Annotated in this window: 25 protein-coding genes; 11 read left to right on the top strand and 14 right to left on the bottom strand. The window is 68.9% G+C overall.

Annotated features, from left to right (window positions below):
* Positions 1 to 64: 64 nt before the first annotated feature.
* The 3 genes from R2S09_RS35925 to R2S09_RS35915 form a co-directional block, all read right to left on the bottom strand.
* Positions 65 to 2,017, bottom strand: coding sequence for a helix-turn-helix domain-containing protein (locus R2S09_RS35925; RefSeq protein ID WP_316745437.1), 1,953 nt, complete (start codon positions 2,015 to 2,017; stop codon positions 65 to 67).
* A 121-nt stretch (positions 2,018 to 2,138) separates the two neighbouring features.
* Positions 2,139 to 3,536, bottom strand: coding sequence for an MFS transporter (locus R2S09_RS35920; RefSeq protein ID WP_306184975.1), 1,398 nt, complete (start codon positions 3,534 to 3,536; stop codon positions 2,139 to 2,141).
* A gap of 203 nt (positions 3,537 to 3,739) precedes the next feature.
* Complete coding sequence (locus tag R2S09_RS35915) at positions 3,740 to 4,567, bottom strand: 3-hydroxybutyrate dehydrogenase (RefSeq protein ID WP_306184973.1); 828 nt, start codon at positions 4,565 to 4,567, stop codon at positions 3,740 to 3,742.
* A gap of 445 nt (positions 4,568 to 5,012) precedes the next feature.
* On the opposite strand from R2S09_RS35915, the gene R2S09_RS35910 reads away from it, so the two are divergent.
* The 6 genes from R2S09_RS35910 to R2S09_RS35880 all read left to right on the top strand — a co-directional run bounded on the left by R2S09_RS35910 (position 5,013) and on the right by R2S09_RS35880 (position 11,396).
* Entirely contained in the window at positions 5,013 to 6,479 is a 1,467-nt protein-coding gene (locus R2S09_RS35910; protein ID WP_306184971.1) for a PHB depolymerase family esterase, read from the top strand.
* A gap of 427 nt (positions 6,480 to 6,906) precedes the next feature.
* Complete coding sequence (locus R2S09_RS35905; RefSeq protein WP_316745436.1) at positions 6,907 to 7,395, top strand: N-acetyltransferase; 489 nt, start codon at positions 6,907 to 6,909, stop codon at positions 7,393 to 7,395.
* 802 nt (positions 7,396 to 8,197) lie between these two features.
* Positions 8,198 to 9,466: a SpoIIE family protein phosphatase gene (locus tag R2S09_RS35895; protein WP_306185314.1), complete on the top strand. Its 1,269-nt coding sequence runs from the start codon at positions 8,198 to 8,200 to the stop codon at positions 9,464 to 9,466.
* A 381-nt stretch (positions 9,467 to 9,847) separates the two neighbouring features.
* Positions 9,848 to 10,453 (top strand): dihydrofolate reductase family protein, encoded by a 606-nt coding sequence (locus R2S09_RS35890; RefSeq protein WP_306184968.1) that lies wholly within the window; start codon positions 9,848 to 9,850, stop codon positions 10,451 to 10,453.
* A 318-nt stretch (positions 10,454 to 10,771) separates the two neighbouring features.
* On the top strand, positions 10,772 to 11,005 hold the full coding sequence (locus R2S09_RS35885) for a hypothetical protein (RefSeq protein WP_306184966.1): 234 nt from the start codon (positions 10,772 to 10,774) through the stop codon (positions 11,003 to 11,005).
* A 16-nt stretch (positions 11,006 to 11,021) separates the two neighbouring features.
* The gene (locus R2S09_RS35880; RefSeq protein ID WP_306184965.1) at positions 11,022 to 11,396 is read left to right on the top strand and encodes a fic family toxin-antitoxin system, toxin component; all 375 of its coding nucleotides are present in this window, start codon (positions 11,022 to 11,024) and stop codon (positions 11,394 to 11,396) included.
* A gap of 541 nt (positions 11,397 to 11,937) precedes the next feature.
* Here R2S09_RS35880 and R2S09_RS35875 read toward each other — a convergent pair.
* Positions 11,938 to 12,099, bottom strand: a complete 162-nt coding sequence (locus tag R2S09_RS35875) for a hypothetical protein (protein WP_316745444.1) — start codon at positions 12,097 to 12,099, stop codon at positions 11,938 to 11,940.
* Positions 12,100 to 12,433: 334 nt separating this feature from the next.
* On the opposite strand from R2S09_RS35875, the gene R2S09_RS35870 reads away from it, so the two are divergent.
* On the top strand, positions 12,434 to 13,216 hold the full coding sequence (locus tag R2S09_RS35870; protein WP_306184962.1) for a FadR/GntR family transcriptional regulator: 783 nt from the start codon (positions 12,434 to 12,436) through the stop codon (positions 13,214 to 13,216).
* On the opposite strand, the gene R2S09_RS35865 is transcribed toward R2S09_RS35870, so the two are convergent.
* From R2S09_RS35865 to R2S09_RS35835, 7 genes are all read right to left on the bottom strand, one after another.
* Complete coding sequence (locus tag R2S09_RS35865) at positions 13,201 to 14,037, bottom strand: amidohydrolase (protein ID WP_306184960.1); 837 nt, start codon at positions 14,035 to 14,037, stop codon at positions 13,201 to 13,203. The two genes, R2S09_RS35870 and R2S09_RS35865, sit on opposite strands and share 16 nt — an antisense overlap.
* Positions 14,034 to 14,372: an L-rhamnose mutarotase gene (locus R2S09_RS35860; protein ID WP_306184958.1), complete on the bottom strand. Its 339-nt coding sequence runs from the start codon at positions 14,370 to 14,372 to the stop codon at positions 14,034 to 14,036. The genes R2S09_RS35865 and R2S09_RS35860 overlap by 4 nt, the downstream gene beginning before the upstream one ends.
* The gene (locus tag R2S09_RS35855) at positions 14,369 to 15,550 is read right to left on the bottom strand and encodes a mandelate racemase/muconate lactonizing enzyme family protein (protein WP_306184956.1); all 1,182 of its coding nucleotides are present in this window, start codon (positions 15,548 to 15,550) and stop codon (positions 14,369 to 14,371) included. Before R2S09_RS35855 ends, R2S09_RS35860 begins: the two co-directional genes overlap by 4 nt.
* A 31-nt stretch (positions 15,551 to 15,581) precedes the next feature.
* On the bottom strand, positions 15,582 to 16,484 hold the full coding sequence (locus R2S09_RS35850; RefSeq protein ID WP_316745435.1) for a carbohydrate ABC transporter permease: 903 nt from the start codon (positions 16,482 to 16,484) through the stop codon (positions 15,582 to 15,584).
* A gap of 2 nt (positions 16,485 to 16,486) precedes the next feature.
* Positions 16,487 to 17,440 (bottom strand): carbohydrate ABC transporter permease, encoded by a 954-nt coding sequence (locus tag R2S09_RS35845; protein ID WP_306184953.1) that lies wholly within the window; start codon positions 17,438 to 17,440, stop codon positions 16,487 to 16,489.
* A gap of 1 nt (position 17,441) precedes the next feature.
* Positions 17,442 to 18,698, bottom strand: coding sequence for an ABC transporter substrate-binding protein (locus tag R2S09_RS35840; protein WP_306184951.1), 1,257 nt, complete (start codon positions 18,696 to 18,698; stop codon positions 17,442 to 17,444).
* 342 nt (positions 18,699 to 19,040) lie between these two features.
* Positions 19,041 to 19,424 (bottom strand): hypothetical protein, encoded by a 384-nt coding sequence (locus R2S09_RS35835; protein WP_316745434.1) that lies wholly within the window; start codon positions 19,422 to 19,424, stop codon positions 19,041 to 19,043.
* A gap of 310 nt (positions 19,425 to 19,734) precedes the next feature.
* On the opposite strand from R2S09_RS35835, the gene R2S09_RS35830 reads away from it, so the two are divergent.
* Complete coding sequence (locus tag R2S09_RS35830) at positions 19,735 to 19,995, top strand: hypothetical protein (RefSeq protein ID WP_316745433.1); 261 nt, start codon at positions 19,735 to 19,737, stop codon at positions 19,993 to 19,995.
* Between the two features lie 309 nt (positions 19,996 to 20,304).
* Here R2S09_RS35830 and R2S09_RS35825 read toward each other — a convergent pair whose 3' ends face one another.
* A complete protein-coding gene (locus R2S09_RS35825) occupies positions 20,305 to 21,066 on the bottom strand; it encodes an SDR family oxidoreductase (protein WP_306184949.1) in 762 nt (253 codons plus the stop codon).
* Positions 21,063 to 22,082 carry a zinc-binding dehydrogenase gene (locus R2S09_RS35820; protein WP_372337645.1) on the bottom strand — a complete coding sequence of 340 codons (1,020 nt, stop codon included), beginning with the start codon at positions 22,080 to 22,082 and terminating at the stop codon, positions 21,063 to 21,065. Before R2S09_RS35820 ends, R2S09_RS35825 begins: the two co-directional genes overlap by 4 nt.
* 155 nt (positions 22,083 to 22,237) lie before the next feature.
* On the opposite strand from R2S09_RS35820, the gene R2S09_RS35815 reads away from it, so the two are divergent.
* Complete coding sequence (locus R2S09_RS35815) at positions 22,238 to 23,221, top strand: aldo/keto reductase (protein WP_372337644.1); 984 nt, start codon at positions 22,238 to 22,240, stop codon at positions 23,219 to 23,221.
* Positions 23,222 to 23,308: 87 nt separating this feature from the next.
* On the opposite strand, the gene R2S09_RS35810 is transcribed toward R2S09_RS35815, so the two are convergent.
* Positions 23,309 to 23,533, bottom strand: a complete 225-nt coding sequence (locus tag R2S09_RS35810) for a hypothetical protein (RefSeq protein ID WP_306184948.1) — start codon at positions 23,531 to 23,533, stop codon at positions 23,309 to 23,311.
* A 43-nt stretch (positions 23,534 to 23,576) separates the two neighbouring features.
* Between R2S09_RS35810 and R2S09_RS35805 the strand changes: the two genes are divergently transcribed.
* Positions 23,577 to 25,988 (top strand): right-handed parallel beta-helix repeat-containing protein, encoded by a 2,412-nt coding sequence (locus tag R2S09_RS35805; RefSeq protein WP_306184947.1) that lies wholly within the window; start codon positions 23,577 to 23,579, stop codon positions 25,986 to 25,988.
* 396 nt (positions 25,989 to 26,384) lie between these two features.
* Positions 26,385 to 26,684, top strand: coding sequence for a hypothetical protein (locus tag R2S09_RS35800; protein WP_306184945.1), 300 nt, complete (start codon positions 26,385 to 26,387; stop codon positions 26,682 to 26,684).
* Positions 26,685 to 26,836: the final 152 nt, after the last annotated feature.

Here is a 26,836-nt window from a genome sequence, read left to right as displayed (position 1 = left end):
CCGCGCAGGACCGGAGGAGCGGCGCGTCCGCCCCATGGCGCTCTCCTGCCCGTCCGTCCGGGCGTCACGCGCCCGACAGCAGGTGCAGACGCAGGGCGAGCTGGAGTTCCAGCGTCTGTTCGGGGGAGTTCCAGTCGGGGCCGAGCAGTGCCTGGATGCGGTCCAGCCGTTGCACGACCGTGTTCACGTGCACGTGCAGCTCCTCCTTCGCCCGGGTCAGGCTCCCGCCGCAACCGAAGTAGGCGCGCAGGGTGCGGACCAGCTGGGTGCCGCGCTGGGCGTCGTACTCCAGCAGCGGTCCCAGGGTGGCGGTGACGAAGCCGTCCACATCGTGGCCGTCGCCCAACAGCACGCCGAGGAAGCCGAGTTCGGCGACGCTCGCCCCGTGCCCGTCACGGCCGAGCACGTTCAGGGCCCGCAGGCAGCGCAGGCCCTCGGCGTGCGCGTCGGCGATGGCCCGCGGCCCGGCAGCCGGCCCGGCGCCGGCCACCGTGACCGGCACGCCGATCAGCTGGCCGAGCTGCCCGGCGGCGACGCGGGCCGCCTCGCCCGGCCCGGTGCCGTCGCACGGGAGCAGCAGCACCACGGCGCCGTCGTGTTCCGCGCTGACGCCGCCGCACCTGAACAGGTATTGCACGCCGGCGTCGGCGAGCCGCTCCCGGGCCGCGTCGCCGGTCCGGGCGACGAGCAGGATGTGCGGCCGGGCGAGGTCGATGCCGAGGTGGCGGCCGCGGGCCACCAGGCCGGCCGGGTCGCGGTCGGGCGCGGTGAGCAGATCGGTGATCAGGTCGCCGCGGACGCGGTTCTCGGTCTCCGCGACCGAACGCCTCAACAGCAGCAGCAGAGAGGTCACGACGCCGCTCCGCTCGAACAGGCGCCGGTCGGGGCCGTCGAGATCCGGGCGCCCGTACAGGACCAGACAGCCCAGCAGTTCCTGCCCGGCCAGCACGGCGCAGACCCAGCGCCCGTCACGGAACACCGCGTGGGCGGCCGCGCGTGAGCTCTTCGCCGCCTCGACCAGCGCCGCCGCCTCCCGCGCGCCTCCCGTGTCCTCTGCGCCCTTGGGGGTCCGGCCGCCGTGCTCACCGACCGCGGTGAGCGGGCGGCCGGAGCCGTCGTGGACCGCGACGTCTCCCTTCAACAGGCCCGCCACGGCGGCGGCCACATCCGAGACGTCGCCGCCGCGCAGGACGAGATCGGTGAGCCGGTCATGCGATTCCTCGGCACGCTGCATGGCGGCGGAGTGCTCCCGGATGACGGCGTTCGCCTCGGCCAGGTCGGCCAGCGCCGCCCGGGCGTCGGCCATGGCCTTCGCGGTGTCGATGGCGATGGCGGCGTGGTCGGCCAGCGAGCACAGCAGGGCGACCTCGTCCGGGGCGAAGGTGCGTGGCGTGCGGTCGGCGGCGAACAGCGCCCCGATGACCTGGCCGCCGCTTCCCGACCCCAGCAGCAGCGGCACGCCGAGGATCGCGACCAGGCCCTCGTCGAGGACCCCGGCGTCGATGCTGCCGGTGTGCAGGAAGCGGTCGTCGGTGCGGTAGTCCGGGGAGGCGTAGGGACGCGCGGTCTGCGCGACCAGACCGCCGAGGCCTTCGCCCAGCTGCAGGCGCAGGTTCTGGAACAGCTCCGACACCGAGCCGTCCGTGACCCGCATGTAGGTGTCCCCGGCCTCCTCGTCGGGCAGCGTCAGGTAGGCCGTGTCGGTGCCCAGGAGCATCCTGGCCCGCCGGACGATGGAGCGCAGCACGGCGTCCAGGTCGTGCAAGGCCGCCAGGTCGCCCGCGGTGTCGAAGAGCGCGGTCAGCTCCGCCTCCCGGCGCCGGTGCTGCCGGAGTGTGGCCTGGACGCGCAGCGCCGCTTCGGTGGCCTGCTCGACCTCTGCGAGGTCCTGGGCGGCGGCGCCGCTGCGCCGGGCCTCGACGGCGACGGCGCCGAGCTCTTCGGCGGGTGCGCCCGCGGCGAGGAGTTCGAGCAGCCGGCGCAGGTGACGGGCGACGGAGGTGTGCTTGTGCGACATGGGCGGGCAACCATTGTGAAGTCGGTGGGGCGGTGGGACCGACGAACGGCCGAGGAGGGGCGGGATCCTCCCCGGCCGGGGAGACCCTGACCCTCCTCGGCCGGGGAGCGGCGCCGGGCCGTCAGGCGGACGCGGCCGGCTGCTGGTCCGAGGCGGGCCGTGCCGCGGAGCCGTCCGGCTCGATGGCGGCCAGGTCCCTGCCGCGTGTCTCGCGGGAGGCGACGACGGCGATCACGGTGACCAGGGCGGCCAGACCGACGTACACCGAGATCGGGGTGGAGTTGCCGTAGGAGCCCAGCAGCGCGGTGGCGATCAGCGGGGCCGGGGCGCCGGCCGCCACCGAGGAGAGCTGTGCCCCGATGGAGGCGCCGGTGTATCGCATGCGGGTGGCGAACAACTCGGAGAAGAACGCCGCCTGGGGCGCGTACATGGCGCTGTGGAAGATCAGTCCGACCGTGACGGCCAGAACCAGCGCGGGGAACGACTTGGTGTCCAGCAGGGCGAAGAAGGCCCACGACCACAGGCCCACGCCGACCGCCCCCACCAGGTACACCGGCTTCCGCCCGACCCGGTCGGAGAGCGCGCCGAACAGCGGAATCAGACAGAACTGAACGGCCGAGCCGATCAGCACCGCGTTCAGCGACGTCTGCTTGTCGAGCTTGAGATGCTCGACGCAGTAGGTGAGGACGAAGGCGGTGATCACGTAGTACGAGATGTTCTCGGCCATCCGGGCGCCCATCGCGACCAGGATGTCGCGCCAGTGGTTGCGTACGACCGCGACGAACGGCAGCTCTTCGGTCCGCTGCTCCGCCTTGCGCCGCTCTGCCTTCGCGAGTGCTTCCTTGAACAGCGGGGACTCGTCGACGGACAACCGGATCCACAGACCGATCATGACCAGTACGGCGGAGAGCAGGAAGGGCACACGCCAGCCCCAGGAGTCGAACGCGTCGTCGCTGAGCACGGTGGTCATCAGGGAGAGCACCCCGACGGCGACGAGGTTGCCGGCCGGTGCGCCGCTCTGCGGCCAGGAGGCCCAGAATCCGCGCCTGTTCGCGTCACCGTGCTCGGAGACCAGCAGCACGGCGCCGCCCCACTCCCCGCCTAGGGCGAAGCCCTGGATCAGGCGCAGGGTGGTCAGCAGCAGGGGAGCGGCGACACCGATCGTGTCATAGCCGGGGACGCAGCCGATCAGGGCGGTGGACAGCCCCATCATCAGCAGGCTGATCACCAGGAGCTTCTTGCGTCCGAGGCGGTCGCCGAAGTGCCCGAAGACCACGGCGCCGATCGGGCGGGCGGCGAAGCCGATGGCGTAGGTGAGGAAGGACAGCAGGGTGCCGGTCAGCGGGTCCGACTCGGGGAAGAAGACACGGCCGAAGACCAGGGCGGCGGCCGAACCGTACAGGAAGTAGTCGTACCACTCGATGGTCGTGCCGATCAGGCTGGCCGCGACGATCTTGCGCAGATCGCCTGGTCTTCCGGAGGAGCCTGCGTCGTTCACGGCGTTGTGAGCGCTGGGCATGGTTGTCACCGTTTTCGGAGTGAGAGGGGAGCGGAACCGTCGGGCCCGGTCGACGTTGGGGGAGGAGCGGGTCCGAGGAGCTTGGTGGTGCGGTGCACCGGGGGCCGCGGTGCGGGGGCGCCGTCCCGGCCGGCCTCAGCGGCCGGAGCGGTCGACGGTCGGAGCCGTCAGCGACGGCCGCGGAGTGAAGATCTGGCGGCTCGTCAGTGAGCCGTCCAGCCGCCGTCGAGAGGGATCGAGCTGCCGGTGATGTAGCCGCTGCGTTCGGTGCACAGCCACAGGGCCGCCTCGGCGACCTCGGCCGGCTCGATCAGGCGCTTGATCGCGGTGCGCTCCAGGAACACCTGCTCCATCACGTCCGCCGTCGGGATGCCGTGGGCGAGTGCCTGGTTGACGATCTGCTCCTCGACGAGCGGCGTGCGGACATAGCCGGGGTTGATGCAGTTGCTGGTCACGCCGTGCGCGGCGCCCTCCAGGGCGACCACCTTGCTCAGGCCCTCCAGCGCGTGCTTCGCCGCGACGTACGCCGATTTGTACGCGCTGGCCCGAAGACCGTGCACCGACGAGACGTTCACGACCCTGCCCCAGGCCTGCGCGTACATGTGGGGCAGCGTGCGGCGCAGGATGCGGAACGGTGCCTCCACCATGACCCGCTGGATCAGCGCGAACCGGTCCGGGGGGAACTCGTGTACGGGTGCGACGTGCTGCAGACCCGCGTTGTTGACCACGATGTCGGCGTCGTCCGGGAGCGCGTCCACGGCGTCGGCCTCGGAGAGGTCGGCCACGACGGCGATGCCGCCGATCGCCTCGGCCACCTCCTTGGCGGCTTCCGCTGCGCGGTCCACCACGTAGACCTCGGCACCGGCCGCGGCGAAGCCCTCGGCGCAGGCTCGGCCGATCCCGCTGGCCGCGCCGGTGACGAGAACCTTGCGGCCGGTGAGGAATCGGGTCGAGGCCAGATCGGGCGCAGCGGTGTCACCGGGCCTGAGATGCTGGGGTGAGCCCTCGTCGGAGCTCTTGGTGCTGTCCATGGCCGAACACGGTAGGTAGGAACCATGAGCTGAGACACGTGGGTCGTCGACATATTTTCCAAGCGCGAGGTGGGTGCCACCACCATGTGCCGGAGGCCGGCAGGGTGCCCTGCCGGCCTCTGCCCGCCTGGAACACCCGATAAGCGCGGGTACGCCGAGCTCAGCGGCCCGCCGCATGTCACAGCGTCACCGCCGACACCATGGGTGTACGGACCACGCCGGACATCGCAGCACTGGCTGTTCCTCACATGTCGCGCCTGGGCCGGCCGGCCGTACGGTCCGCTTCCAGCAAGCCGGCACGACGGCGGGCCGGAGCGGCCGAGTGCCGCGTCGGCCGGCCAAAGGGACGGACGCGGGGCGGCACCGGGCGGGGTGGGACCGCCGGGGTGGCGCGCCGCGCCCGCGCTCCCTGCCCCACTCCCCACCACCCATCGGAGCCGCACCCATGCTTCACTCCACCTGGCGCAGATTCTTCCGGCGCACCGCACTGGCCGCCACGCTGGGCGCCTTCGCCGCGGGCCTGACCGCCGTCACCCCCCTCGCGACGAGCGCGGCGGCCGCCGGCACCCTCCAGCAGGTCACCAGCTTCGGCTCGAACCCCGGCAACCTGGCGATGTACGAGTACGCTCCGTCCAACCTGCCCGCCGACGCACCGCTGGTCGTGGCCCTGCACGGCTGCACCCAGTCGGCGAGCGACTACCACACGCACTCCGGCTGGCAGAAGTTCGCCGACCAGTGGGGCTTCGCCGTGGTCTACCCGCAGACCAGCTCGGCCAACAACAGCCTGTCCTGCTTCAGCTGGTTCGACTCGACCAAGGACACCCGGGGCAAGGGCGAAGCGGCCTCGATCATGCAGATGGTCGACCACGCCGTGGCGCAGTACGGATCGGACCGCGGCCGCATCTACGTCACCGGCCTGTCCGCCGGCGGCGGCATGACCGCGGACCTGCTCGCCGACTACCCCGACGTGTTCGCCGGCGGCGCCGTCGACTCCGGCCTCCCCGCACAGTGCGCCACCACGCAGACCGCCGCCTCCGGCTGCCAGTACAGCAACCAGAACCTCACCCCGAAGCAGTGGGGCGACAAGGTCCGCAACTCCTACCCGGGCTACCCGGGCCCGTGGCCGCGGGTCGCCATCTGGCAGGGGTCCTCCGACACCACCGTCGCCCCGGTCAACGGCACCGAACTGCGTGACCAGTGGACCGACGTCTGGGGCATCGGCCAGACGGCCTCCAGCACCCAGAACCTGACCGGCGGCACCACCGAGAGCATCTACGACGACAGCACCGGCAAGCCCGCCGTCGCTCTGTTCTCGGTCTCCGGCATGGCGCACGGCCTCGCCGTGAACCCCGGTTCGGGCGCCGACCAGTGCGGCAGCACCGGGACCTACTACCTCAACTACATCTGTTCCAGCTACCACACCGCGAAGTTCTGGGGCCTGGACGGCAGCGGCGGCCAGGGCGGCACCGGTTCGCTGCCCGCCCCGTCCGGCCTCACGGTGACCGGCACGACGGACACCGGCGCCTCGCTGTCGTGGAACCCCGTCAGCGGCGCCGCCTCGTACAACGTCTACCGCGGCGGCACGAAGGTGGGCTCCGCGACGGGAACGTCGTACACCGACTCCGGCCTGTCCGCCGGCACCTCCTACACCTACACCGTCGCCGCGGTCGATTCCTCGGGAGCCGTCGGCGCGCCGTCCGCGTCGGTCACGGCGACGACGACAGGCGCCACGCCCAAGTGCTACACCGACAACAACTACAACCAGGTCAAGGCCGGACGCGCCCACCAGAGCGGCGGCTACACGTACGCCAACGGTTCCGACCAGAACATGGGTCTGTACAACCTCGCCGTCATCCATACGCTGAAGGAGACCTCCCCGGGCTACTTCGTCATCGCCGATTCCGGCTGCTGAATCGCTGAGCGCGGCCACGCCTGCGTCGGGAGCGACCGGCCCGGCGCAGGCGAGGCGCAGGATGAGTCCTTGGAATCGGAAGGCGGCACCTACTGACATGGCCGGTGCCCACCCCGGCCGACATCGCGGTTCCGAATCCGCACCGGTCATTCCCGGCTCGCCGGTCCGGCGCGGCGGCCGAACAGGCCCGGCACACGACCCGCACGGCACCGCTTCTACGACCGGGCGCCGGCCGACATCGCCGACGCGGGACCCGGCCACCCCCCATGTGCTCGTCCGCCGCAACCGCAGCACCGGCGAACTCGCCTGATGCCGCCGCTGCTCGGCGGCCGTTCGCGGTGACCGGTGAGCCAGGAGTGCGGGCCGCGGAAACAGCATTGCGCCTGGTGCGATCGGAGTGGAAGCCGGCTCGCCGGAGGTACTGAGGATGACCGACGTTGTGTTGAAGCTGTCAGCCCGTGACTTGGTGCATGCGGACCTGGCGTCATGCGGGTGGGCAGGGTCCGACCACCACTTGGCGGGCGTCGCCAGGCAGTTGGAACGTGCTCGGATCGGTGAGGTCGACTACCTGGCGGTCTGCCCCGCAACCAACATCCCGGTGGCGAAGGGCGGCATCGACTACCAGGTCAAGGACGGTGCCGGCACCTTGTGGCAGCTGGCAGTCCACCCCGCACTGCAGTCGTGCGGGATCGGCACGTTCCTTGTCGAAGCCGCAGAACTGCGGATCAGGAACCGCGGTCTGCGGCGGGCCGAGCTGGCTGTGGAGGAAAGCAACCCCCGGGCACGCGCACTCTACGAACGACTGGGTTATGTCGCGTACGACCGCCGGCCGGACTCGTGGGACGAGCAAGCCGCTGATGGATCGTTGCGCCGCTACGAAACGATCTGCACGTTGATGCGGAAGGAACTCGCGTAGGCTCAGTCACCTTCACGGGCTCGCATGACGCAGTACCCGCTCCTGCCGGGCCCCAACAGGACCGTGCCGGACGGCCGGAGCGTGCGGGACGTGAAGGACGACCGACCGGCGATTCTTCCACGCAGCCCGAGCGGCCATGGCCGCGGTGCGCGACGGGACCATCCGGTCCGGAGAGCGTACGGTCCCGCTGCACACCGGCGGCCTGCCAGGACTGTTCGGCCACGCCGAAGCAGCACACCGCATCGGCCAGACCCCGCACACCTGCCTGTGACGTCGCCCACCCCCGGCCCAGACACCTACAAGCTGACGGCCCACACCGCCGGCCCACTCGAAGTGAAAGACCGCCCCTGGGTGCGCCCGGCGAATCATGTGCGGAGCCGGCGCCGGATCGACGCGACGATGATGGTGCCGTGGAAGACGTAGACCCTCTTGTCGCGCGTCGTGGCCACGGTCCGGGAGTTCTTGACCGTCCTTTTTCGGGACACGTGGCTGCTTCTTGCGGGCCCCGGCCGCGTGCTGATGGGCCCGGCAGGACGTCGAATCGACGCTGCCCATGCTAAGGGGTGATCACACGCCGCCGTCAGATGCCGTCGCCCGTCGCCGGCCGCGCGGCTCTCTTCACGCCGGACCCGGCGGTGCCGGCGACCAGCCGGGCCGGGGCACCAGGCAACGAGGTGGGTCCCGGTCATGGGGCGCGTCCGATGAGCGTACGCAGCCGCCGCCCGCTGTCCGTGAGCGGGCTCGGCGGGCGCGGGAGCCGGGTATTTCGTAAATTGAAGGAGGAGTGAGTAATCCGCAGGGAATGCGTGTGACGGCACCGGAGATCGATTACATGGCGGTGTTCACCGCCTTTCCAAGCCCGTGCCTGGTGCTCGGCACGGACCTGGTGATCGCTGATGCCAACCCGGCTTTCTGCGAGGTGACCGGACGGAGCCGGGCCGAGCTGGTCGGGCAGTACCTCTTCGACACCTTCCCGGAGAACCCCGCCGACCCGGAGGCCGGCGGGGTGGCGACGCTGAAAGCCTCACTGCACCGGGTCCTGTCCTGCGGCCAGACCGATCAGATGCCGTTGCAGAAGTACGACATCCCGGTCGCCGGCAATCCCGAGGTGTTCAAGGAGCGGTGGTGGTCCGCGATCAACGTGCCCGTCCTCGGCCCTGACGGAAGGGTCGCCTGGATCATCCACCGGTCGGAGGACATGACCCAGGTCGTCCTGGGCCGCCGCACGACGCACCTGCCGTCGATCAGTCCCGGCAGGGAAGCGGCCATGGAAGCCGAGCTGTACGCCCGGGCGCGGCAGCTGCAACGGTTGAACGAGGAGCTGCGGCAGGCTCATGCCCGCGAGCGGCGCGTCGCCGTCGCCCTGCAGGAAGCCATGCTCCACTCTCCGGACCTGGCCCAGCATCCGGACGTCGCCGTGCGGTACCTGCCGGCGGCCGGCTCACTGAACGTGGGTGGCGACTGGTACGACGTGGTCGACCTGTTCTCGGGCCGCTTCGCGGTCGCGGTCGGTGACGTGGTCGGCCATGGACTGGGGGCCGCAACCGTCATGGGCATGCTCCGCAGCGCGTTGAGTGCCGCCACCCGTACCGTCCACGGCCCTGCGCAGGCCCTGGAGGTGCTGGGGCTCTACGCGCGCTCGGTCGAGGGGGCACTGGCCGCCACCGTCGTCCAGGTCCTGATCGACTGCCACAGCCACCTGCTCATCTACAGCAGCGCCGGTCATCCCCCGCCCGTCCTGCTGCACCCGGATGGCTCCTGCGAGCTGCTCGACCAGGCCACCGACCCACCGCTGGGTGCCCGCTCCGAACACGTCCCCCGCCCCCAGGCCACCGCGACCTACGCCCCTGGCGACACCCTCATCCTCTACACCGACGGCCTGATCGAACGCCGCGGGGAGGACATCGACCTCGGCCTGACCCGCCTGACCGCCGCCCTTCCCACCTGCACCGAGTTCGGCGCGGAACATCTCGCCGACGCCCTCCTGGCCCGCCTGAACCTCGCCAGCGGCGCCCGCGACGACATCGCCATGGTCGTCGTCCGCCTCGGCACAATGACCCGGCCGTCCTGATCCTCCAGGAACCCGTCAGGCACGCCGCCGGCCACCTGCTGCACACTCCCGCCACCTGGCCGTGCGGGTGGCCGCCGGCCGCCTCGCCATGGCGGGTCTGTCCTACCGGCCGATGGCAGTGCGCAGCCGGCCGCCACCCCGGAGCGGGACATCGACCGGTGTCGGTGCAGGTCACCTAGGGTCTGTCGGGTGGATCATCCCGGCGGCGCCGGGTCCGGTGCGCACATCTGCGGACCAGACCCCCTCGGGCCGGCCAGATGCCGCATACCGCTCTTCACAGCCGGCCTGATCCAGACGACGGCCCTGGTGCTGCGCCGCGGAAGTTCCGCCGATGAGTTTCCGGCGGTTGTGCGGTCTACCCGTCGACGAAGGGAGCGCACCATGCGCAAGATCATCATTTGCACGTTCCTGACACTGGACGGCGTCATGCAGGCGCCGGGCGGTCCGGACGAGGACGCCGAGAGCGGCTTCGAGCACGGCGGCTGGCAGAAACCGGTGGACGACGACGAGGTCGGCACGGCCATCGCCGGCTGGTACGAGTCCTCCGACGCGATGCTGCTCGGCCGCAAGACGTACGACATCTTCGCCTCGTACTGGCCGACCGCCGATCCGGCCAACCCGTTCACCGAACGGATGAACAGCATGCACAAGTACGTGGCGTCGCGGACCCTGACGTCCGTCGAGTGGCAGAACTCCACGCTGCTGGAGGGCGACGTCGTCGACGCCGTACGCAAGCTGAAGACGACCGACGGCGGCAACATCAACGTCGTGGGGAGCGGCGACCTCGCCCAGACCCTCATGCGGCACGGCCTCGTCGACGAGTACCGGCTGACCATCCACCCGGTGATCATCGGCACCGGCAAGCGGCTGTTCGCCGACGGAGCGATCCCCACTGCGCTGGAGCCGGTCAGCGTCTCGACGACGAAGGGCGGCACCATCGTCGGCGTCTACCGGCCGAACGGTAAGCCCAGCTACGACAGCTACTGAGCGGCTTCGTTCGGATCACCGGACAGACCACAGGAAGATGCCCGCCCGTGGAGTCCGGCCGGGTCGATGGTCGCGGTCTTCTCATCGCGGGTTGCGATGCCGCACCACTGCTTCAAGCGCTTGGTGCATGGCTCGACGGTGTTGCGCTGCGTGGCTGCGGCTCGCCGATGACGGCGATGCGGAAGCCGGCTGCTGTGGTGAAGACAGGGTCGGTATCCGAGGGCGGCCTGCGGCGGCGCCGTCGGCCAACCCTTCCTCGTGACGGCCCGCTGCGTCTATCCCTCCCCGTCGGGGACCCGGTCCGGCTACCGTGGGGACATGGCCAGGGAAATCCGCATCGAGATCGATGACGAGCAGTACGAGCAGCTGGAGCGTGAGGCGCACCAGCGGCACGAGGACCCGGGGGTGTATGCCGGACGTGTACTGGCCGACGGCCTGAACAAGGCCAGGTTCCTGGAAGGCTGCGCCGAGTTCCTGGCCGTTCCGGGCATGCGCGAGGAGTTCGCCCGCCGGTTCGGTCCGCAGCCCGGGCCCAGCGCGACCGCCGCGTGAGGGCGGACTGCTCGCAGTGGACCTGACTATTGATCTTGCATGGTTGCTGGAGCTGGCCCGCACCCAGCTGGGCGACCCGGACGTGACGGACTGGGGAGCCCTGGAGGCCGCCCGCGCCCGGCACTGCTTCCGTGTGATGGATGACCTCGTCTACGACCAGCCCCACCACCGCGCCGCCGCGCTGTTCCACTCGCTGTGCCGCGTCCCGGCGCTGGAGCACAGCAACGCCCTGTTCGGCGTCACGGTCGCGGCGGGCTATCTGCACGCCGGCGGCCGGCCGACGCGGTTCACCGCCAAGGAGGCCGCCGACTTGGCCGAGCAGGTGACGGCCGGGGACGTGGACGTACGAGCCCTGGCCGACACGCTCAAGGGGTGGACCGAGAGGGCCTGAGCCCAGATCGGGCCGGGCCAAGTGTTGAGATCATCGCCTCTGGGTGGGAATCATGCTGCCGGCTCGGGCAGCTGACCCGGCCTGGTCTCGACGATCTGTATGTCGCTGCGCCCAGCGTCTTCGAGTTCCTGCTTGCGTCTGCCGGCGTTCGGCTTGTCGTAGGCGACGGCGGAGGAGCGCGGGCGGCTGTCCGGGGCGTTCCGCGTTTTCCTGCTGGATTCCTATGCGGAAACGGAGCGGCCGCGTGCCGCGCGCCCACGTGGCTCCGGGCACATGGTGGGGCGGTGGACTTCCCTGCATCGCTCGCTCTGGCACAGGCCGTGACCAGCCCTCCGTCAGGCGATGGGTGGTGGGTGAAGCGAAGTCATGGACTGGGTTTTGGTCCTGTCCACTGTCCGAATTCGGGGCTCTCCCACGTGGAAGGCCACGTCCCCTTCTGGATCAGCTCCGTTTGTCCTGGAGCGCACCGCACACTGTTGAACAGCACGACCACGTCAACAGTCACTGGCAGGGCGCGGGGTTCACCGCGGTGGCTGAGTCGTTATGCGTCTGTCGTCGAGCCGGGTCGGACGATCATCAGGACCACGACGATCAGCCAGGTGAGGGCGAACAGGCCGGTGATCACCGACAGGCGGGGCAGCCGGGCGACCAGGGAATTTGCGGCGGTCGACGTCTGGTCGGGCTCGTCGAGCTGGGTGACCATGTTGTCCTGGGTACCGAGGACCGCGATGCCCCACCGCCGACATCAATCACCCCAGGCCGAGACGATCCGGGTAAACGCCGGGGTCCTGACCCGTGGATCAGGGCCCGCACCTGGCTGGCAGTCCGGCCTGCACCGACTGCGACCCACGTGCGAGGGTAGCCCGCCGGTGACTTCGGCGGCCGCCGTGGTCCAGGCCCTGACTCGGCATGCCGCTGCCGGCGACTTCGAGGTTGTACTCGTGAACGCCTCTGCGACCCGGACGTTGAACGTCGACGACGTGTCGTGGACCAGGAACCCTTCGACCGCAGATTGATTGAGCGATAAGGTCATACGTATGCCAACCGAGTCGCAGCCCGCAACCGGTCTGTTCCCGCGACGCCTGCCCGCCAGCCGCTTGGGTGTTGCAGTCGTTTCCGAGCTCGTCGACCTCATCGTGACGGGCCAGTTGAAGGAAGGCGAGTTGCTGCCCCCGGAGGGTCCGCTGAGCGAACACTTCGGCGTGAGTCGCACGGTGCTGCGTGAATCGGTGAAGCGGCTCGAGGAGAAGGGCCTGGTGATCGTTTCCCAGGGTCGCGGCACCCAGGTGCGGGCGCCGGGGTACTGGAACATGCTCGATCCGGTGGTGCTGTCCGCGTTGATCGACAACGATGAGACGCTCGGTGTCCTTGACGAGCTGACGATCGTGCGGGCGAGCCTCGAGTCGGCGATGGCGGGCGCGGTTGCCGGTTCTCGCAGCGCAGATGAGTTGAGGAGACTGGAGAACGCGTTGACCGCGATGCGTGAAAGCGAGTCCGAGACGGACTCCTTCCGGCAGGCGGATGTGGTGTTCCACTACGCGCTCATGGAGATCTCCGGCAACCGGCTGGCGGAGAACATCGCCAAGCACTTGTACAAGCGGGCCGTGGAGTCCAGCCGCTACCAGGGCATCAACCCCCCTGACGCGGTCGAGCTGACGCTGCAGGAACACGCGGCGATCCTGGATGCCATCTCCAGGAAGGACGTCGCCGCCGCCCAGAAGGCGATGCACGATCACATCCACGTCTCGTGGGAGCGCCGCCGGCTGCCCGACCACGCGCCGAGGGCGCGCGGCCGGGCGCTCGATCAGGACAGCGAGTAGACGTCGGCGGCGTTGCCGCCGAACACCCGCGCGCGTTCCGAGGGGGAAAGCCCCTCCAGCAGCGTCTCCAGAGCGGACTTCCAGGGCGCCGCTCCGCCGCCCAGTTCGGCCAGCGGCCAATCGGAGCCGTAGAGCAGACGGTCGGCGCCGAAGTATCCCAGAGCGATCATCACCGGGACGGCGAGATCGTCCGCGCGCCATGATCCGGGGGCGAGGCCCGACGTGAGTCCCGAGACCTTCGCGACGACGTTCGGCTGCCGCGCGAGCTCCCGCAGCCGCGCCGTCCATGTTGTCCTGTCCTGCCCGGGCCCGGGCGGACCGCCCAGGTGATCGAGCACGAAGCGGAGGCTGCTGTGGCGCGCGGCCAGACGCGTCGCCTGCGGGAGTTGCCACTCACGCACGACGAGGTCGAAGCAGAGGCCCTCACGCTCGAGCACGGCGAGGCCCGCGCTGACCTCCTCGCGCATCATCCACTCCGGGTCCGGGTCGATGTGGGCCAGATGCCGCACCCCGACGACGGGGACAGCGGCGTTCTTGCGGATCCGGTCGAGCTGAGGTCCGACCTCCGCCGCGAGGTCGACCCACGCGACGAGGCCGGCGATGGCTGATGAGTCCAGCTCGGCGAGCCGGATGCTCTCGTCTAGGCTGTTGCTCGACTGCACGACCACGGCACCGTCGAGTCCGGTCGAGGCCAACATCTCGCTCAGATCGGAGGCGCCGAAGTCGCGGTCGATCGGCGTCATGGTCTCCGCGTCGATCCAGTCCTGCGGGTCCACGGCTCGATCCCACAGGTGCACATGGGCGTCGATGCCGGCAGTCATGCGAGATGCCACACTTCCTCGACAGGCTGCCACAGCGCCCCGGGATCACGCTCCTCGGCGATCCTCACCTGGCATGGGTCGGTGTGCGTCCACCATTCCTGCGAAGCCGGGTCCTCGGCGATCCTTCGCATGTCCGCCTCGTGGTCCTCGCCGACGTACTCGTAGTAGGCGAACAGGATGTCGCCGAAGATGAAGATGCTGTAGTTGCGCACGTTGCATTCGGTGAGCTTTCGCTCGACGCTCGGCCACACGGCACGGTGCAGCGCCAGGTACTCCTCGCGCATCTCGGGCCGCACACCAACGACGAAGGCCCTGCGCTCAGGTCGACGGGTCACGAGGGTCGGCCTCCGTGGTGCGACGGGTGATCCATCACGTCCGGCTCGGCAACCAGCCGCAGGGCAGCGCGTTCGGGCCGGATGTGCGGTCCGGTCGCCGCGGGCCGGGGCGTCGCAGCGCCGGCCGGTGACATCTGGGACTCGTCGACCACGATCCCGATGCCCGGCCGATCACCCAGGACGATGCCTCCGTCGTCGAACTGCTGGTCGACGTCGAGACCGACGGGAAAGAGAAGATCCTGGACTTCGAAGGCCAGATGGTTCGGCACGGCGGCGGCGGCGTGCGCCACCGGGTTCGCGTTGTACGCGACGGGACTCACCGGCAGATCGTGGGCGTGTGCGAGCGTCGCGACGCGGAGGAAGTGGGTGATCCCCCACACGTTGCCGACCTGCACGATGTCGACCGCGCCGGCGTCCAGCAGGGGGCGGTACTGCTCCAGCCCGGTGAGGTTCTCGCCGCTCGCGATGGCCGCGCGCACCTTCCCGCGCAGCGCGGCCATGCCGGCCGCATCCCACCGGCGCAGCGGTTCCTCCACCCAGGTGAGGTCCATGCGCTGCTCGATGGCCGCGACATACCGGGCCGCCTGGGCGTGGTTCCACGACTCGTTGGCGTCGAACATGAGCGCCGGCCGACGGGAGTTGCGGCTGAGGACGTCGCGCATGATCTCCAGCCGGGGCAGGTCGCGGTCGAGGTCGCGGCCGCCCTTGAGTTTGCCGGCCTTGAACCCGCGGTCCGCGAACCGGCCGTAGAGGTCGGCGAGTTCGTCCTCGGTCAGGCCGTACTCGAGACCGGACGCATAGCCGGGGACGAAGCGCTCGCGGGCCCCGAGGGTCCGCCAGAGCGGCTCGTCGGCGGCCTTGGCCTTGATGTCCCAGAGGGCCATGTCGACGGCCCCGATGGTGCCGAAGGTGGATCCTGAGTGACCGGCCTTGAACACCCAGTCGAGCATTCGGTCGTAGAGCGCCACGACCGACCGCGGGTCATCGCCCTCGATCGCGGGGAAGACACGGGCGATGTCGGCGTGGGACCCGAGGCCGACTCCCTCGATTCCGGTGTCGGTCTCGATGATGAGGACGGGGACCGGCGTGGCGTGGCTGGGCTGGACACCGTTGACGTCCCCGGTGATTCTGCCCCAGTCGTGAACGGTGCTCAGGCTGCGGTACCCAGTGATCTTCATCGGCAGTGGTTCTCCTTGTATGCGCGAGCGGTCATTCCTTGGTTCCTCCCGCTGTCATGCCCGCGACCAGGAACCGCTGGGAGAACAGGAAGACGATCAGGACGGGCAGGATCGACACGATCGTCCCCAGCGCCAAGGTGGGCAGCTGAACGGAGTCGGATCCTGCGGAGCTGGGATTGAAAGCCGGGGTTGACGCCAGAAGCGAGGTGAGCCCGACCTGGATCGGGTAGCCGTCGCTCGAGGGCAGCATCACGAACGGGAGGAAGAAGTTGTTCCAGTTCTGTACGAAGCTGAAGAACGCCACCAGGGCGACGATCGGGGCGGCCAGCGGAAGGGCGACCCGGGTGAAGACCTGGAACCCGTTGCAGCCGTCGATGCGCGCGGCGGCGAGGATGTCACGAGGGATGCTGGTCGAGAAGTAGATGTAGGTGAGATAGACGCCGAACGGGAAGAACGACATGGGCAGGATCACCGACAGCGGGCTCCCGATCAGACCGACGCTGTTCAGCTCGAGGAAGATGGGCAGTACCAGTGCGGTGCCGGGGATCAGCATGACGACGAGTGTCAGCACGAGCAGCGCCTGCCGAAGCCTGAACTCCGTGAGCGCGAGCGCGTAGCCGGCGGGGATGCTCACGAGGAGCGTGATCACCAGAGCGCCGATCGCATACAGCGCGGAGTTGCCGATCCAGGTCGTCACCGCACCGTCCTGGAAGTCGAACAGCTGATGCCAGTTGGCGACGAAGTCCGACCGCGACCCGAGTGAGAACGGGTTGGCGACCACGAGCGCCTTCGAGGACTTCGTGACCGCGAGGAGCAGCCAGACGATCGGGACGGCGAAGAACAGGACGAAGACGACGAGCAGGACGCCGGCGATGGACCGCCCGCTCCATCCGCTGAGGCTCGGCCGGCGGCGTTCGGCGGAGAGTGCTCTCATGGTCATTCCTTCTCGAAGAGGCCACCGCGGGTCACGAACACCCAGGACAGCAGGAGTGCGACGACCAGCAGGATCAGCGAGATCGCGGCCGCGCCGTTGAAGTCGTTCTGCTGGAACGCGTACTGGTAGGCCAGCTGGTTGAGCGAGTAGTCGTTGGGCACCACTGCGTTACTGGCCTGGCTGAGCAGCTGTGGCTCGACGAACAACTGGGTGCCGGCCGCGAGGGACATGACGCCCATGTAAGCAACCCACTTGCGCAGCATCGGAAGCTGGATCCGAAACGCGATCTGGACGGCGTTCGCACCGTCGATGCGGGCGGCCTCGATCACTTCGGTGCTGATGTTGTTGAGGGCGCCGTACATGATGATGATCCACCCGCCGGCTCCGGTCCAGAACGCGATGATGGCGAAGATCGCCGGAAGGTGGCCGGGTTGGATCACCTGCACGAAGCTGTCGAACCCCATCGCGCGGAGCAGACCGCTGACCGGGCTCGCCGTCGGGTCGAGGACGAAGAGCCACAACAGGACGCTGGACGCGCCCGCGAGCGCGCCGGGCAGGTAGTAGACGAAGCGCAGGGTCGAGCTCACCCAGCGCACACTGACGGCGTGGACCACCAACGCCAGGCCGACGACGAGGACGACCAGCGCGAGGAGCCAGATGAGGAGATAGGTGGTCACGTGGAACACGGCCGGCCAGAACCGGAAGTCGCCGACGACCTTGGTGAAGTTGTCGAAGCCTGCGAATCCACCATCGGCGTTCGTGAAGGCCAGGAATACCGCGTAGAGCGAAGGGATGATCCCGAAGGCGATGGTGAGCAACGCGTACGGCGAGACGAAGAGATAGCCGATCGGGCTGCGAGCGAAGGCGCGGCCGGCCGGCCGGCCGCTACCCCGGCGTGACCGCCGACGCCCCGAGGCGTCAGCGGTCAGCTGGTCACTCGGAGGAGCGAGGGTCATCTCACTTCACCACGTATCCGTTGACCTCGGCCTGGTTCTCGATCGCCTTCTGCCAGGTCGGCAGCAGGTCCACGATCGACTTGCCGCCCGTGATCCCCGGGGTCATCGTCTTCGCCCATATCGCTTCCTGGCTGAACGTGGGGTAACCCCAGCCGTCCCAGACCTGCGACGCCGCGGTCACCACCGGCTGCAGCGGGGTGGCGTAGTACTTGCTCGCCTCCTGCTTGGCGATCCACTTCTGTGCGGCGGGCGCGTACGCCGGGTAGCCCGGTGCGACATCGACCTGATAGTCGTCGGCCGTGGTGACGAACTGGACGAACTTCTCGGCAGCCTTCAGGTTCTTCGAATGGCTGGAGATGAACCAGGTTCCGCCACCCACGTTGCCCGTCACAGCCTCGCCCTCGCCCTTCCACGGCAACGGCGCGGCGACGCCGAGCCGTCCGGCCGGCACCTTGAGCGACTGAGGGTTGTTGAAGATCGCGCCGGCATACCAGGCCGGACCCGGCATCATCAGCACCTTGCCTGAGTACTTCTTCAAGAACTCGGGAGTGAACACGCTGACCACCGGCACGGTCCCGTTGTGGCGGAGGGTGTCGAGCATCGAGGCCGCCCGCTTGCACTCGGTCGAGTCGGTCTTCACGGTGAGGGACTTGGGACCGGGCACGTCATTGGCCTGGCACTTGCTCGCCCACATGAACACCTCGGGCGTCCAGGCATCCCCAGCCGTCCCGATGATGTAGCCCGGGTGCTCCTTGGCGACCTTCTCCCCGAGCGCCTCGTACTCCTCCCACGTGGTCGGGAGGGCGTAGCCGAACTGCTCCAGCAGGGACTTGTCGTACCAGAGCACCGCCTGGGCGAGGTCGTTGCGCAGGCAGTACACGCGGCCGTCCACCGTGCAGGGGTTGAGCGAGCCTTCGGTGAAGTTGCTGAGCGTGTCCTTCGGGACCAGACCCTTGTCCAACACGGCCGCGAACGCCTGCTTGCCGCCGCTCTTCTGGCTGGCCCATGCCGCGTCGTTGTTCTGGCTGGAGAAGACGACGTCGGGCCAGCCACTACCGGCGCGGTCGAAGAGCTGCATCTTCGTCCGGAAGGAGTTGGACCCGTTGGCCGACCCGTCATAGGTGACGACCTTGATCTTGGTGTCCGGGTTCGCCTTCTGGAACGCCTTCGCGGCAGCTTGTCGGTCCGCGTCCACCCAGACGGTGATCGTCGAGGAGGCCTCCTGCTTGGCCTCGGGAAAGCCATACGCCCCGTTCACCGAGCTTCCTCCGCCGCCGCAACCAGCGAGGGTGAGGAGCGCCGTCGCGGCGCACATCACGGCGGCGGTCGACGCCCTACGGCGCGAACGCACCCCTGTGTGGGTTCCGACCATGAGATGTCCTTTGTCTTGTCGACTTCGTTGACGACTCCGCGCCGAGGACTGTAGAGCATACGTATGATGTTTGTCACGAGCTCGATACATATACTTTGAGCAGCTGTTGTCGGTGCGGTCTTGAGGGGTACGCAGCGAACGGCGGCCTCGTGATTGCCGTAGGCGAGCATGAAGGAAGGGCCTCTCGGCAACTCGGGACTGCTGAAGCCGACCGCGATCATGAGACGCTCAACTCGGCTCCGCCGACGCGCGATTGAGTTGCTCATGACGGACGCGGAGTGGCCGTGGCCGGTCGCTGCCGGCGGCGCCGGCCGGCTGCAAGGCCGGGGTGAGCAGCCGGATGCGTCCTGTCACCGGGCGATGCCGGAAGCGATCCGCCATCTCGTCGACAGGCGCATCGGTTCTGATGGACGCCGCCGCCCGGCAAGCGACTACGAACATCGCACCACCGGCGCCGAGGCGATGATCTGCCGGCCGATGACCTGGCTCATGACCCGCCGCCTCGCTCGAGCGGATGTCCCGGCTGGAAACACCGGTCGGAGCCATCGAATTCGCAGCCGCCGCACGGGATGTACTCCGGCAGTCCGAGACCGTGACGGACAGCAGCGCCATGTCCGCTCCCCTGCAGACTCCCGTGCCGCAGCCCGTCTCGACCCCGCAGCCTCCACCGTTCGGCACCGACACACAGGCGCCTCCTCCCGCTACCGAGGGAAGCTCCGGCGAACCCGGCGATCGCCCGCAACCAGGAGGACCGCCCCTCTGGGCTCCGGCCCGCACCCGGGGCCGGATACGGGTATCCGGGGCCGGTATCCGCCCCCCGTCCTGCGCAGTACCCCCGTTCCAGAACGGGTACCTCGCACACATCCGAGGCACCCAACTGCGTGCGGCACGCCACGAAGCGGATGCCGCGCCTGCCGGTGCCGTGGCCACAGCCTGGAACGCGCTGCACGCCCTGTGCACCGACGTGGTCACAGCCGTCGGTCTCCCCGCGCCCTCCCACCCGTCGGAGCTCGGCGCCCGACTCACCTCGCTCGGGGCGTCCCCGTACAGGGTGATGGTCATCGAGCGCCTGCATCGACTGAGCGCCGACGCCCTGCGCGAGCCGGCCGCCGTGACCCCGAACGCGGGGCGCGGGACCATGTCGACGCCCGCCTTGCCGCTGGGGAGAATGTCGAACGGCTGAGGCAGCAATGGCGGTGGTGATCCGTCGGGGCGGGTGATGAGGGTGGGGGCCAGGCCGTCGCCTGCTCGCGCCGATCCGGCGCACCGGCGCACCGGCGCACCGGTGGAACCGCACTCTTGTGGTGTGAGGGGTGCGCCTCTCCTTGAACAGCAGGCCGGTCGGCGCGTCGGGACCGACGATGACCCTTGCGCCGACACCTTGCTCGCGCATGTCGCGAACGCCCCGCCGACCGAGGGCGTCGGCTCCGGCTCGTCCTACCGGGACCGCCTCGATGCCGAGTCGGCTGGGGGCTACGGCAAGGGGAGAGCCTTATCGACCGAGCCAGCCACCGTCGACCGGCAGGATCGCCCCGGAGACGTAGCGCGCGGCGTCCGACGCCAAGAACACAGTAGCGCCTGCGATGTCCTCCGCTGTTCCCCACCGCCCTGCCGGGATCCGCTCGAGGATCGCGCGGGACCGGTCGGGGTCGTCCTGAAGCGCTTGGGTGTTGTCGGTCGCGATGTAGCCCGGGGCGATGCCGTTGACGGTCACACCGCGTCCGGCCCACTCGTTCGAGAGCGCCCGGATCAGTCCCGCCACGCCGGACTTGGCTGCCGCATAGCCCGGCACATTGATACCGCCCTGGAACGAGAGCAGGGAGGCGGTGAAGACGATGCGCCCGTGCTGTGCCTCCAGCATCCGCCGTCCGAGAATCTGGCTGAGTACGAAGGTGCTCGTGAGATCGACTTCGAGCACCTCGTCGAACCATTCCAGGGGGTGCTCGGCTGCGGGAGCGCGGCGGATGGTCCCGGCGTTGTTGACCAGGATGTCCACTGGGCGCTCGCCTGCGGCGAGCTCCTCGGCGAACCGGGTCACCTGCCGCCGGTCCGCGAAGTCGACGCGGTGTCCCGAGAACTCACGGCCGAGCTCGCGCACGCGGTCGCCGATCGCCGACGAGGCCGGATCGAGGGTGGCGGAGAGTCCGACGATGTCGGCGCCCGCGGCGGCCAGAGCCTCGGCGACGGCGAACCCGATTCCACGCTTGGCCCCCGTCACGACGGCGAGGCGCCCGGTCAGGTCGAACGGGTTCATGACGCGCTCACCTCGACGAGCAGCTTCATCGCCTGCCCGGTCTCAAGGAGGCCAAAGGCCGATTCGACCTCTCTCAGGGGCACGATGCCCGTGATGAGCTTCTCGGCCGGGATGGCGCCCTCGGCCAAGAGCTCGATGGCGCGCTCGAAGTCACGGCGTTGGTAGACCCGTGCACCGAGCAACCTCAGCTCCCGCCAGAACACGCGGTGCAGGTCTATGGGCCGCGGTTGCGCATGGATGGCCACCACCACGAGCGTGCCGCGGACCTTCGCCAGGCTGGTGGCGCCGAGCACGGCGGCGGCCGAGCCGGAGACTTCGAACACGACGTCCGCTCCGGCGCCGTCCGTCCACTCCTCCACCCAGGCGACCTGATCGACCGACGAGGGGTCCAGCGTCGTCAGCCCCATCTCCTCGGCGGCGGCCCGGCGGGTCGGGTCGATCTCGGCGATCACGACCTCGGCACCGAACGCGGCGGCGACGATAGCGATCAGAACGCCGATCGGGCCCGCACCGATGACGACCGCCTTGTCGCCTGCGGCGAGTTCGGAACGTCGTACGTCGTGAACGGCCACCGCGACGGGCTCCACGAGCGCGGCGTCTCGCAGCGAGATCTCCGAGGGCAGCCGCACGAGTGCCGACGCCGGTACATTCCAGTTCTCCTGAAGGGCTCCGGGGCTGTCGATGCCTATGAAGTCCAGGTTCTGGCAGATGTGCTCGTTCCCCGCACGGCAGGCCGGACAGGTGCCGTCCCAGGCCAGCGGCATGACGGTCACCGCATCACCCACCGACCAGCCCTCCACGCCGGCGCCGAGGGCGACGATCGTGCCTGACATCTCGTGTCCGATCGTCGCCGGCTTGCTGACCCGACCTTCCATGTCCCCGTGGAACACGTGGAGGTCCGTGCCGCAGATTCCGACGTAGGCCACGGCGATTCGGACCTCCCCCGCACGCGGCTCAGCCGGTTCCTGCTCCTCGATCGTCATCTTGCGGGCGCCCACGTAGCTTGCCGCCAACATACCGATCGGCTCCTCCTCGCCATGTCGCAGGCCGCGCCGGCCCACAGGGGGTTGCGCAGCCTAGCACGAAACATAATACGTATGCTGTCATGGTAGAACTCGACCTCGTGACCAGCAAGCAACCGCCACGCGACCACGCATCCACGGAAAAGACGCTGCCCGTCCGGGGCCTGCGTACCGGGCACCAGCTCACGGAATTGGGCCTGGGCGCAGCCCAGTTCGGCAATCTGTTCACCGAGACGACCGACGACGAGTCGTGTCGCGCCGTCGGAGCTGCGGCCGAGGAAGGGATCCGCTACCTCGACACCGCGCCGCATTACGGCCTCGGGCTGTCCGAACGCCGCCTGGGAGACGCGCTGCGTGCGACCACTCGGCAAGGCGTGGTCATCTCCTCGAAGGTCGGGCGTCTGCTCGTGGACAGCCCGGACACGGCTCACCGGCTCGACGACGACGGATTCGTCGTGCCGGCGACGAAGAGACGGGTCTGGGACTTCAGCCGCGACGGGATACTTCGTTCCGTGGAGGAGTCGCTGGGGCGACTCGGGACGGACCGGCTCGATATCGCCTATCTGCACGATCCGGACGACCACTGGGGGGCGGCATCGTCGAGCGGGATCGCTGCTCTGGCCGAGCTTCGGGACCAGGGCGTCGTCGGTGCCATCGGCGCCGGCATGAACCAGGCGGCGATGCTGGCCGAGTTCGTGAGGCGGACCGACGTCGATGTGGTGATGGTCGCCGGGCGGTTCACTCTTCTCGATCAATCGGCACTGGACGACCTGCTGCCCGTCGCCGGCGCCCGCGGCGTGGGCGTCGTCGCCGCGGCGGTCTACAACTCCGGGCTGTTGAGCAGTACGGCCGTGGACGGCTCGGCGTACTACGACTACGGGGCAGCGCCGCGGTCCGTCGTCGAACGCGCCGCCTGCATCGCCGCCGTCTGTGAGCGACACGGCGTGGAGCTTCCCGCCGCCGCCATCCAGTACCCGCTGCGCCATCCCGCGGTCACCTCGGTGGTGACAGGGATGCGCACTGAGGAGCATGTGCGCAGCAATGTCGCGCGGTATCGGGCGGTGATCCCGGAGGCACTGTGGGAGGAGCTGCACTTCACAGGACTCGTCCCGGACCCCGCCCGCACAAGCTAGTGCTCCAGGGCCCCAAGTAAACATCGTACGAATCTTGTGGCAAACATCATACGTATGCTAACCCTGTGGCGGGCATCAATGCCCCAGTCACAGGAAGCGATCGAACATGACATCGACGTCAGACTCGACACGCTCGGTGAGCAGACGAGGGAGGCGCAGGGCGGGCATCCTTGCGGCGCTCGGCGCCTGTGCCGTCATCGCATCAGGGCTCATTCCCCTCCAGGCGCAAGCCGCGCCTCGGACGGTGTACTTCGCAGCGCCGGACGGTAAGGACTCCGGATACTGCAGCCAGTCGCAGCCGTGCTCGCTCAAGCGGGCTCAGCATGTTGTCGGCCCGGCCGCCAAGCAGGGTGACGTGATCGTTCAGCTTGCCGACGGCACCTACCGCCTCTCCGAGCCCCTCCGTTTCGGACCCGGCGATGACGGCGGCGACCACACCGTCCAGTGGACCGCAGCCCCGGACGCCCACCCCGTCATCACAGGCGCCTCGAAGGTCACCGGCTGGTCCAAGTCCGAGGCAGGGTCAGGCATCTGGGAGGCGGATACCCCCAGCGGCCTCGACACCCGCCAGCTCTACGTGAACGGCGTGATCGCCCCTCGCGCCGCCATCCGCCTGGCCAACGCGGACGTCACTCCCACCGCAACTGGTCTCACCATCAAGAACCCGGCCCTGAGCTACCTCGCCAAGCTCCCCGACCAGGCGCGGATCGAGTTCGAGTCCCTCGGCGACTTCACGAACCGCTACTCGCCGGTTCAGAGCATCAGTGCCACCGAGATCACGATGGCGCAGCCGGCGTGGGACAACAACACGTGGGGCTGGGACACCGTCCAGAACTCATTCCTGGCCGGTCCGAGCTGGTACCTCGACAACTCACTGAGCTTCCTCACCCAGGTCGGCCAGTGGTATATAGATCCGGGCGCCGGGAAGCTCTACTACAAGCCGGCGAACGGGGTCGACCCTAACCAGCTCGACATCGAGCTGCCCCGCCTGGAGACACTGATCAGCATCGGCGGGACGTACGACGAGCCGGTGACCGGTCTTGCCTTCAAGGGCATCCAGTTCTCCGGAACCTCCTGGCTCGGCCCCTCGACCGACGGGTATGCGGACCAGCAGAACGGCCTCTTCATCAAGGGCGCCTACGACTACCGACCCGCCAACGCCTTCACCAGCTGCTCGCGCGGCTGCGAGATGTTCGAACGTGCGCGCACCAGCTGGTACCAGGAGCCCGCCGCCGTGCAGGTCTCCGCCGCCAGCCGCATCTCGTTCACCGGCAACACGTTCACCAACCTCGGCCAGTCGGCGCTGGGCGTCGGAAACGACGCCAACGCCACGACGACCGGCGTCGGGCTGGGCGCCAGCGACATCGACGTGGTCGGCAACCGGTTCATGGAGAACAGTGGGCACGGCGTCGCGGTCGGCGGCGTACTGCCTGACGCGCACCACCCCAGCGACCCGAGGATGACCAACCAGAACATCCTGATCGCCGACAACACGATCAATCGCGTGGCGGTGGACTACAAGGACAACAGCGGCATCCTCAGCACCTATGTCACCAACGCCCGCATCCTGCACAACGAGGTCTCCAACGTCCCCTATGACGGCATCGACACCGGCTACGGTTGGGGCATCAACGACGCCGGGGGGTCGAACGACTACGTCGACCGCGGCTACTACAAGTGGAACACGCTCTACACGACGCCGACTACGCTCAAGGACAACCGCGTCGAGGGCAACCTCGTGCACAACACGAAGGCACGCTTCGCCGACGGCGGATCGGTCTACAACCTCTCCGCCAGCCCGGGAACCGTGGTCGCCAAGAACTACCTGTTCAACATCTCAGGAGTCGGCCTCTACCTCGACGAGGGCTCGCGCTCGATGACGTATGAGAACAACGTGGTCCAGGGTGGTTCCTTCCTCTTCACCAACGCGTACAGCCTCCGCAACAACACCAGCGACAACGTCATCCAGAACAACTGGTACAACTCGGGTGGAGCCTCGACGCCGAACGCCGAGGCGCACAACAACAAGCTGATCAACAACGTGAAGGTCACCGGCGCCAACTGGCCCGCGGGCGCACGAGACGTGATCTGCCAGGCGGGTGTCGCGCCGCAGTACCGGACGTCGCTCAACGCGAACCAGTTCGGCTTCAGCGGGTGCGCGGTTGATGCACCGGTCGCAGCCGGCCTCGCCACCGCCGGAGGTTCGGCCGTCAACTCGTACTTCGGCCAGAGCGGCGATGGATTCGGGATCGCGGCGGCCGGCGCCGACGTGTGGGGCGCCGGCGGCCAACACGACGACCAGTTCGGTTCGATCTACCAGGCCGGCTCGTTCAACGCCGACTCGAGCGTGTCCACCCGGGTCGTGTCGGTCAACGACGCCAACGCCTGGGCCAAGTCCGGGGTCATGGTCCGCAACGACATGACCAAGGCGGGAGGGTCGGCCGGGTATGCCGTCGTCGCGGTCACCGCCCGCAACGGCGTCGTGTTCGAGTGGGACGCCAACGGCGACGGGTACCTGGACACCGACGCCCGCGCCAGCGTCGACATCTACCGTCCCATCTGGGTGAAGCTCACCCGATCGGGCACGTCGTTCAACGCCTCGTACTCCTACGACGGTGCCAACTATGTCCCGATCGGTCAGCCCGTGACGTTGGCCTCGGCCGCAGCGAAGCAGGACGCGGGCATCTTCTCCACCTCCCACGACGCAACCCAGTCAGCGATCAACCAGTTCGACTCCGGTGCCGTCACGGCCGTGACGATGCCGTAGGTGCCGCTCACGATGGGTCGACGATAGGCGCGGCGACGTGTTCTGGAGCGCGCCGGCAGACTGACGGTTCAGGTTCACGGACTCTGGCGGCGGGCGTATGAGGACCGGAGCACCAAGCGTGACCTGTCGTCGACCATCCGGCTGTGCGGGGCGGGCGTACGCTCGCCCCGCACGGCCTTCTGGCCCAGTGCGGAGGGCCGGGTTGCTGGAGTGCCATTCGTCCGAGGCGATGGTCAGCAGCGGGCGCATTGCGGCGCCACAGGCGATGCGGAACCGGGCGATGGGATCGGTCAGGCCCTACAGGGGCCAGCCACCGACTCTCCTGATCACAGGGGAGACAACCCCGAGCGGCTGAACACCGAGGCGTCCTTCGCCGCCCTGTGCGGAGGCAGCCCCATGGAGTACTCCTCGGGCCGGCGGACCTCGCGTCGGCGCAAGCATGTCGGCGACCGGCAGGCCAACGCCGCCCTGCTCCGCATCGTGTTCACCCGGCCGCGCTTTGATCCCCGCATCCAGGCGTACTACGAACGCCGCACCCAGGAGGGCAAGACTCGCCGTGAGATCATTCGATGCCTCGAGCGATATGCCGCCCGAGAGGTCTTCAACCTGGTCAGGCCGGTGTCCACTGAACCGCCCCGGGTTCGGCAGAGATCTCAGTTGTTGCTTGTGACCTGGGGTTTCGTGGTTGTGAGGTAGTGGTTGTTCTCGTATTCGGCGGGTGGGATGTGTTCTATTTCACCGTGGAGTCGTCGGTGGCTGTACCAGCGACGTACTCGGCGGTGGCGAGTTCGACGTCGGACAGTGTCTTCCACGGCCGCTGGGGCTTGATCAGCTCGGTGTTGAACAGG

The organism is Streptomyces sp. MK7, assembly GCF_032658145.1.
GTDB classification, from domain to species: Bacteria; Actinomycetota; Actinomycetes; order Streptomycetales; family Streptomycetaceae; genus Streptomyces; species Streptomyces spiralis.
Note: the sequence above shows the minus strand (reverse complement) of the source record. Positions and strands in the feature narration are given on the sequence as shown.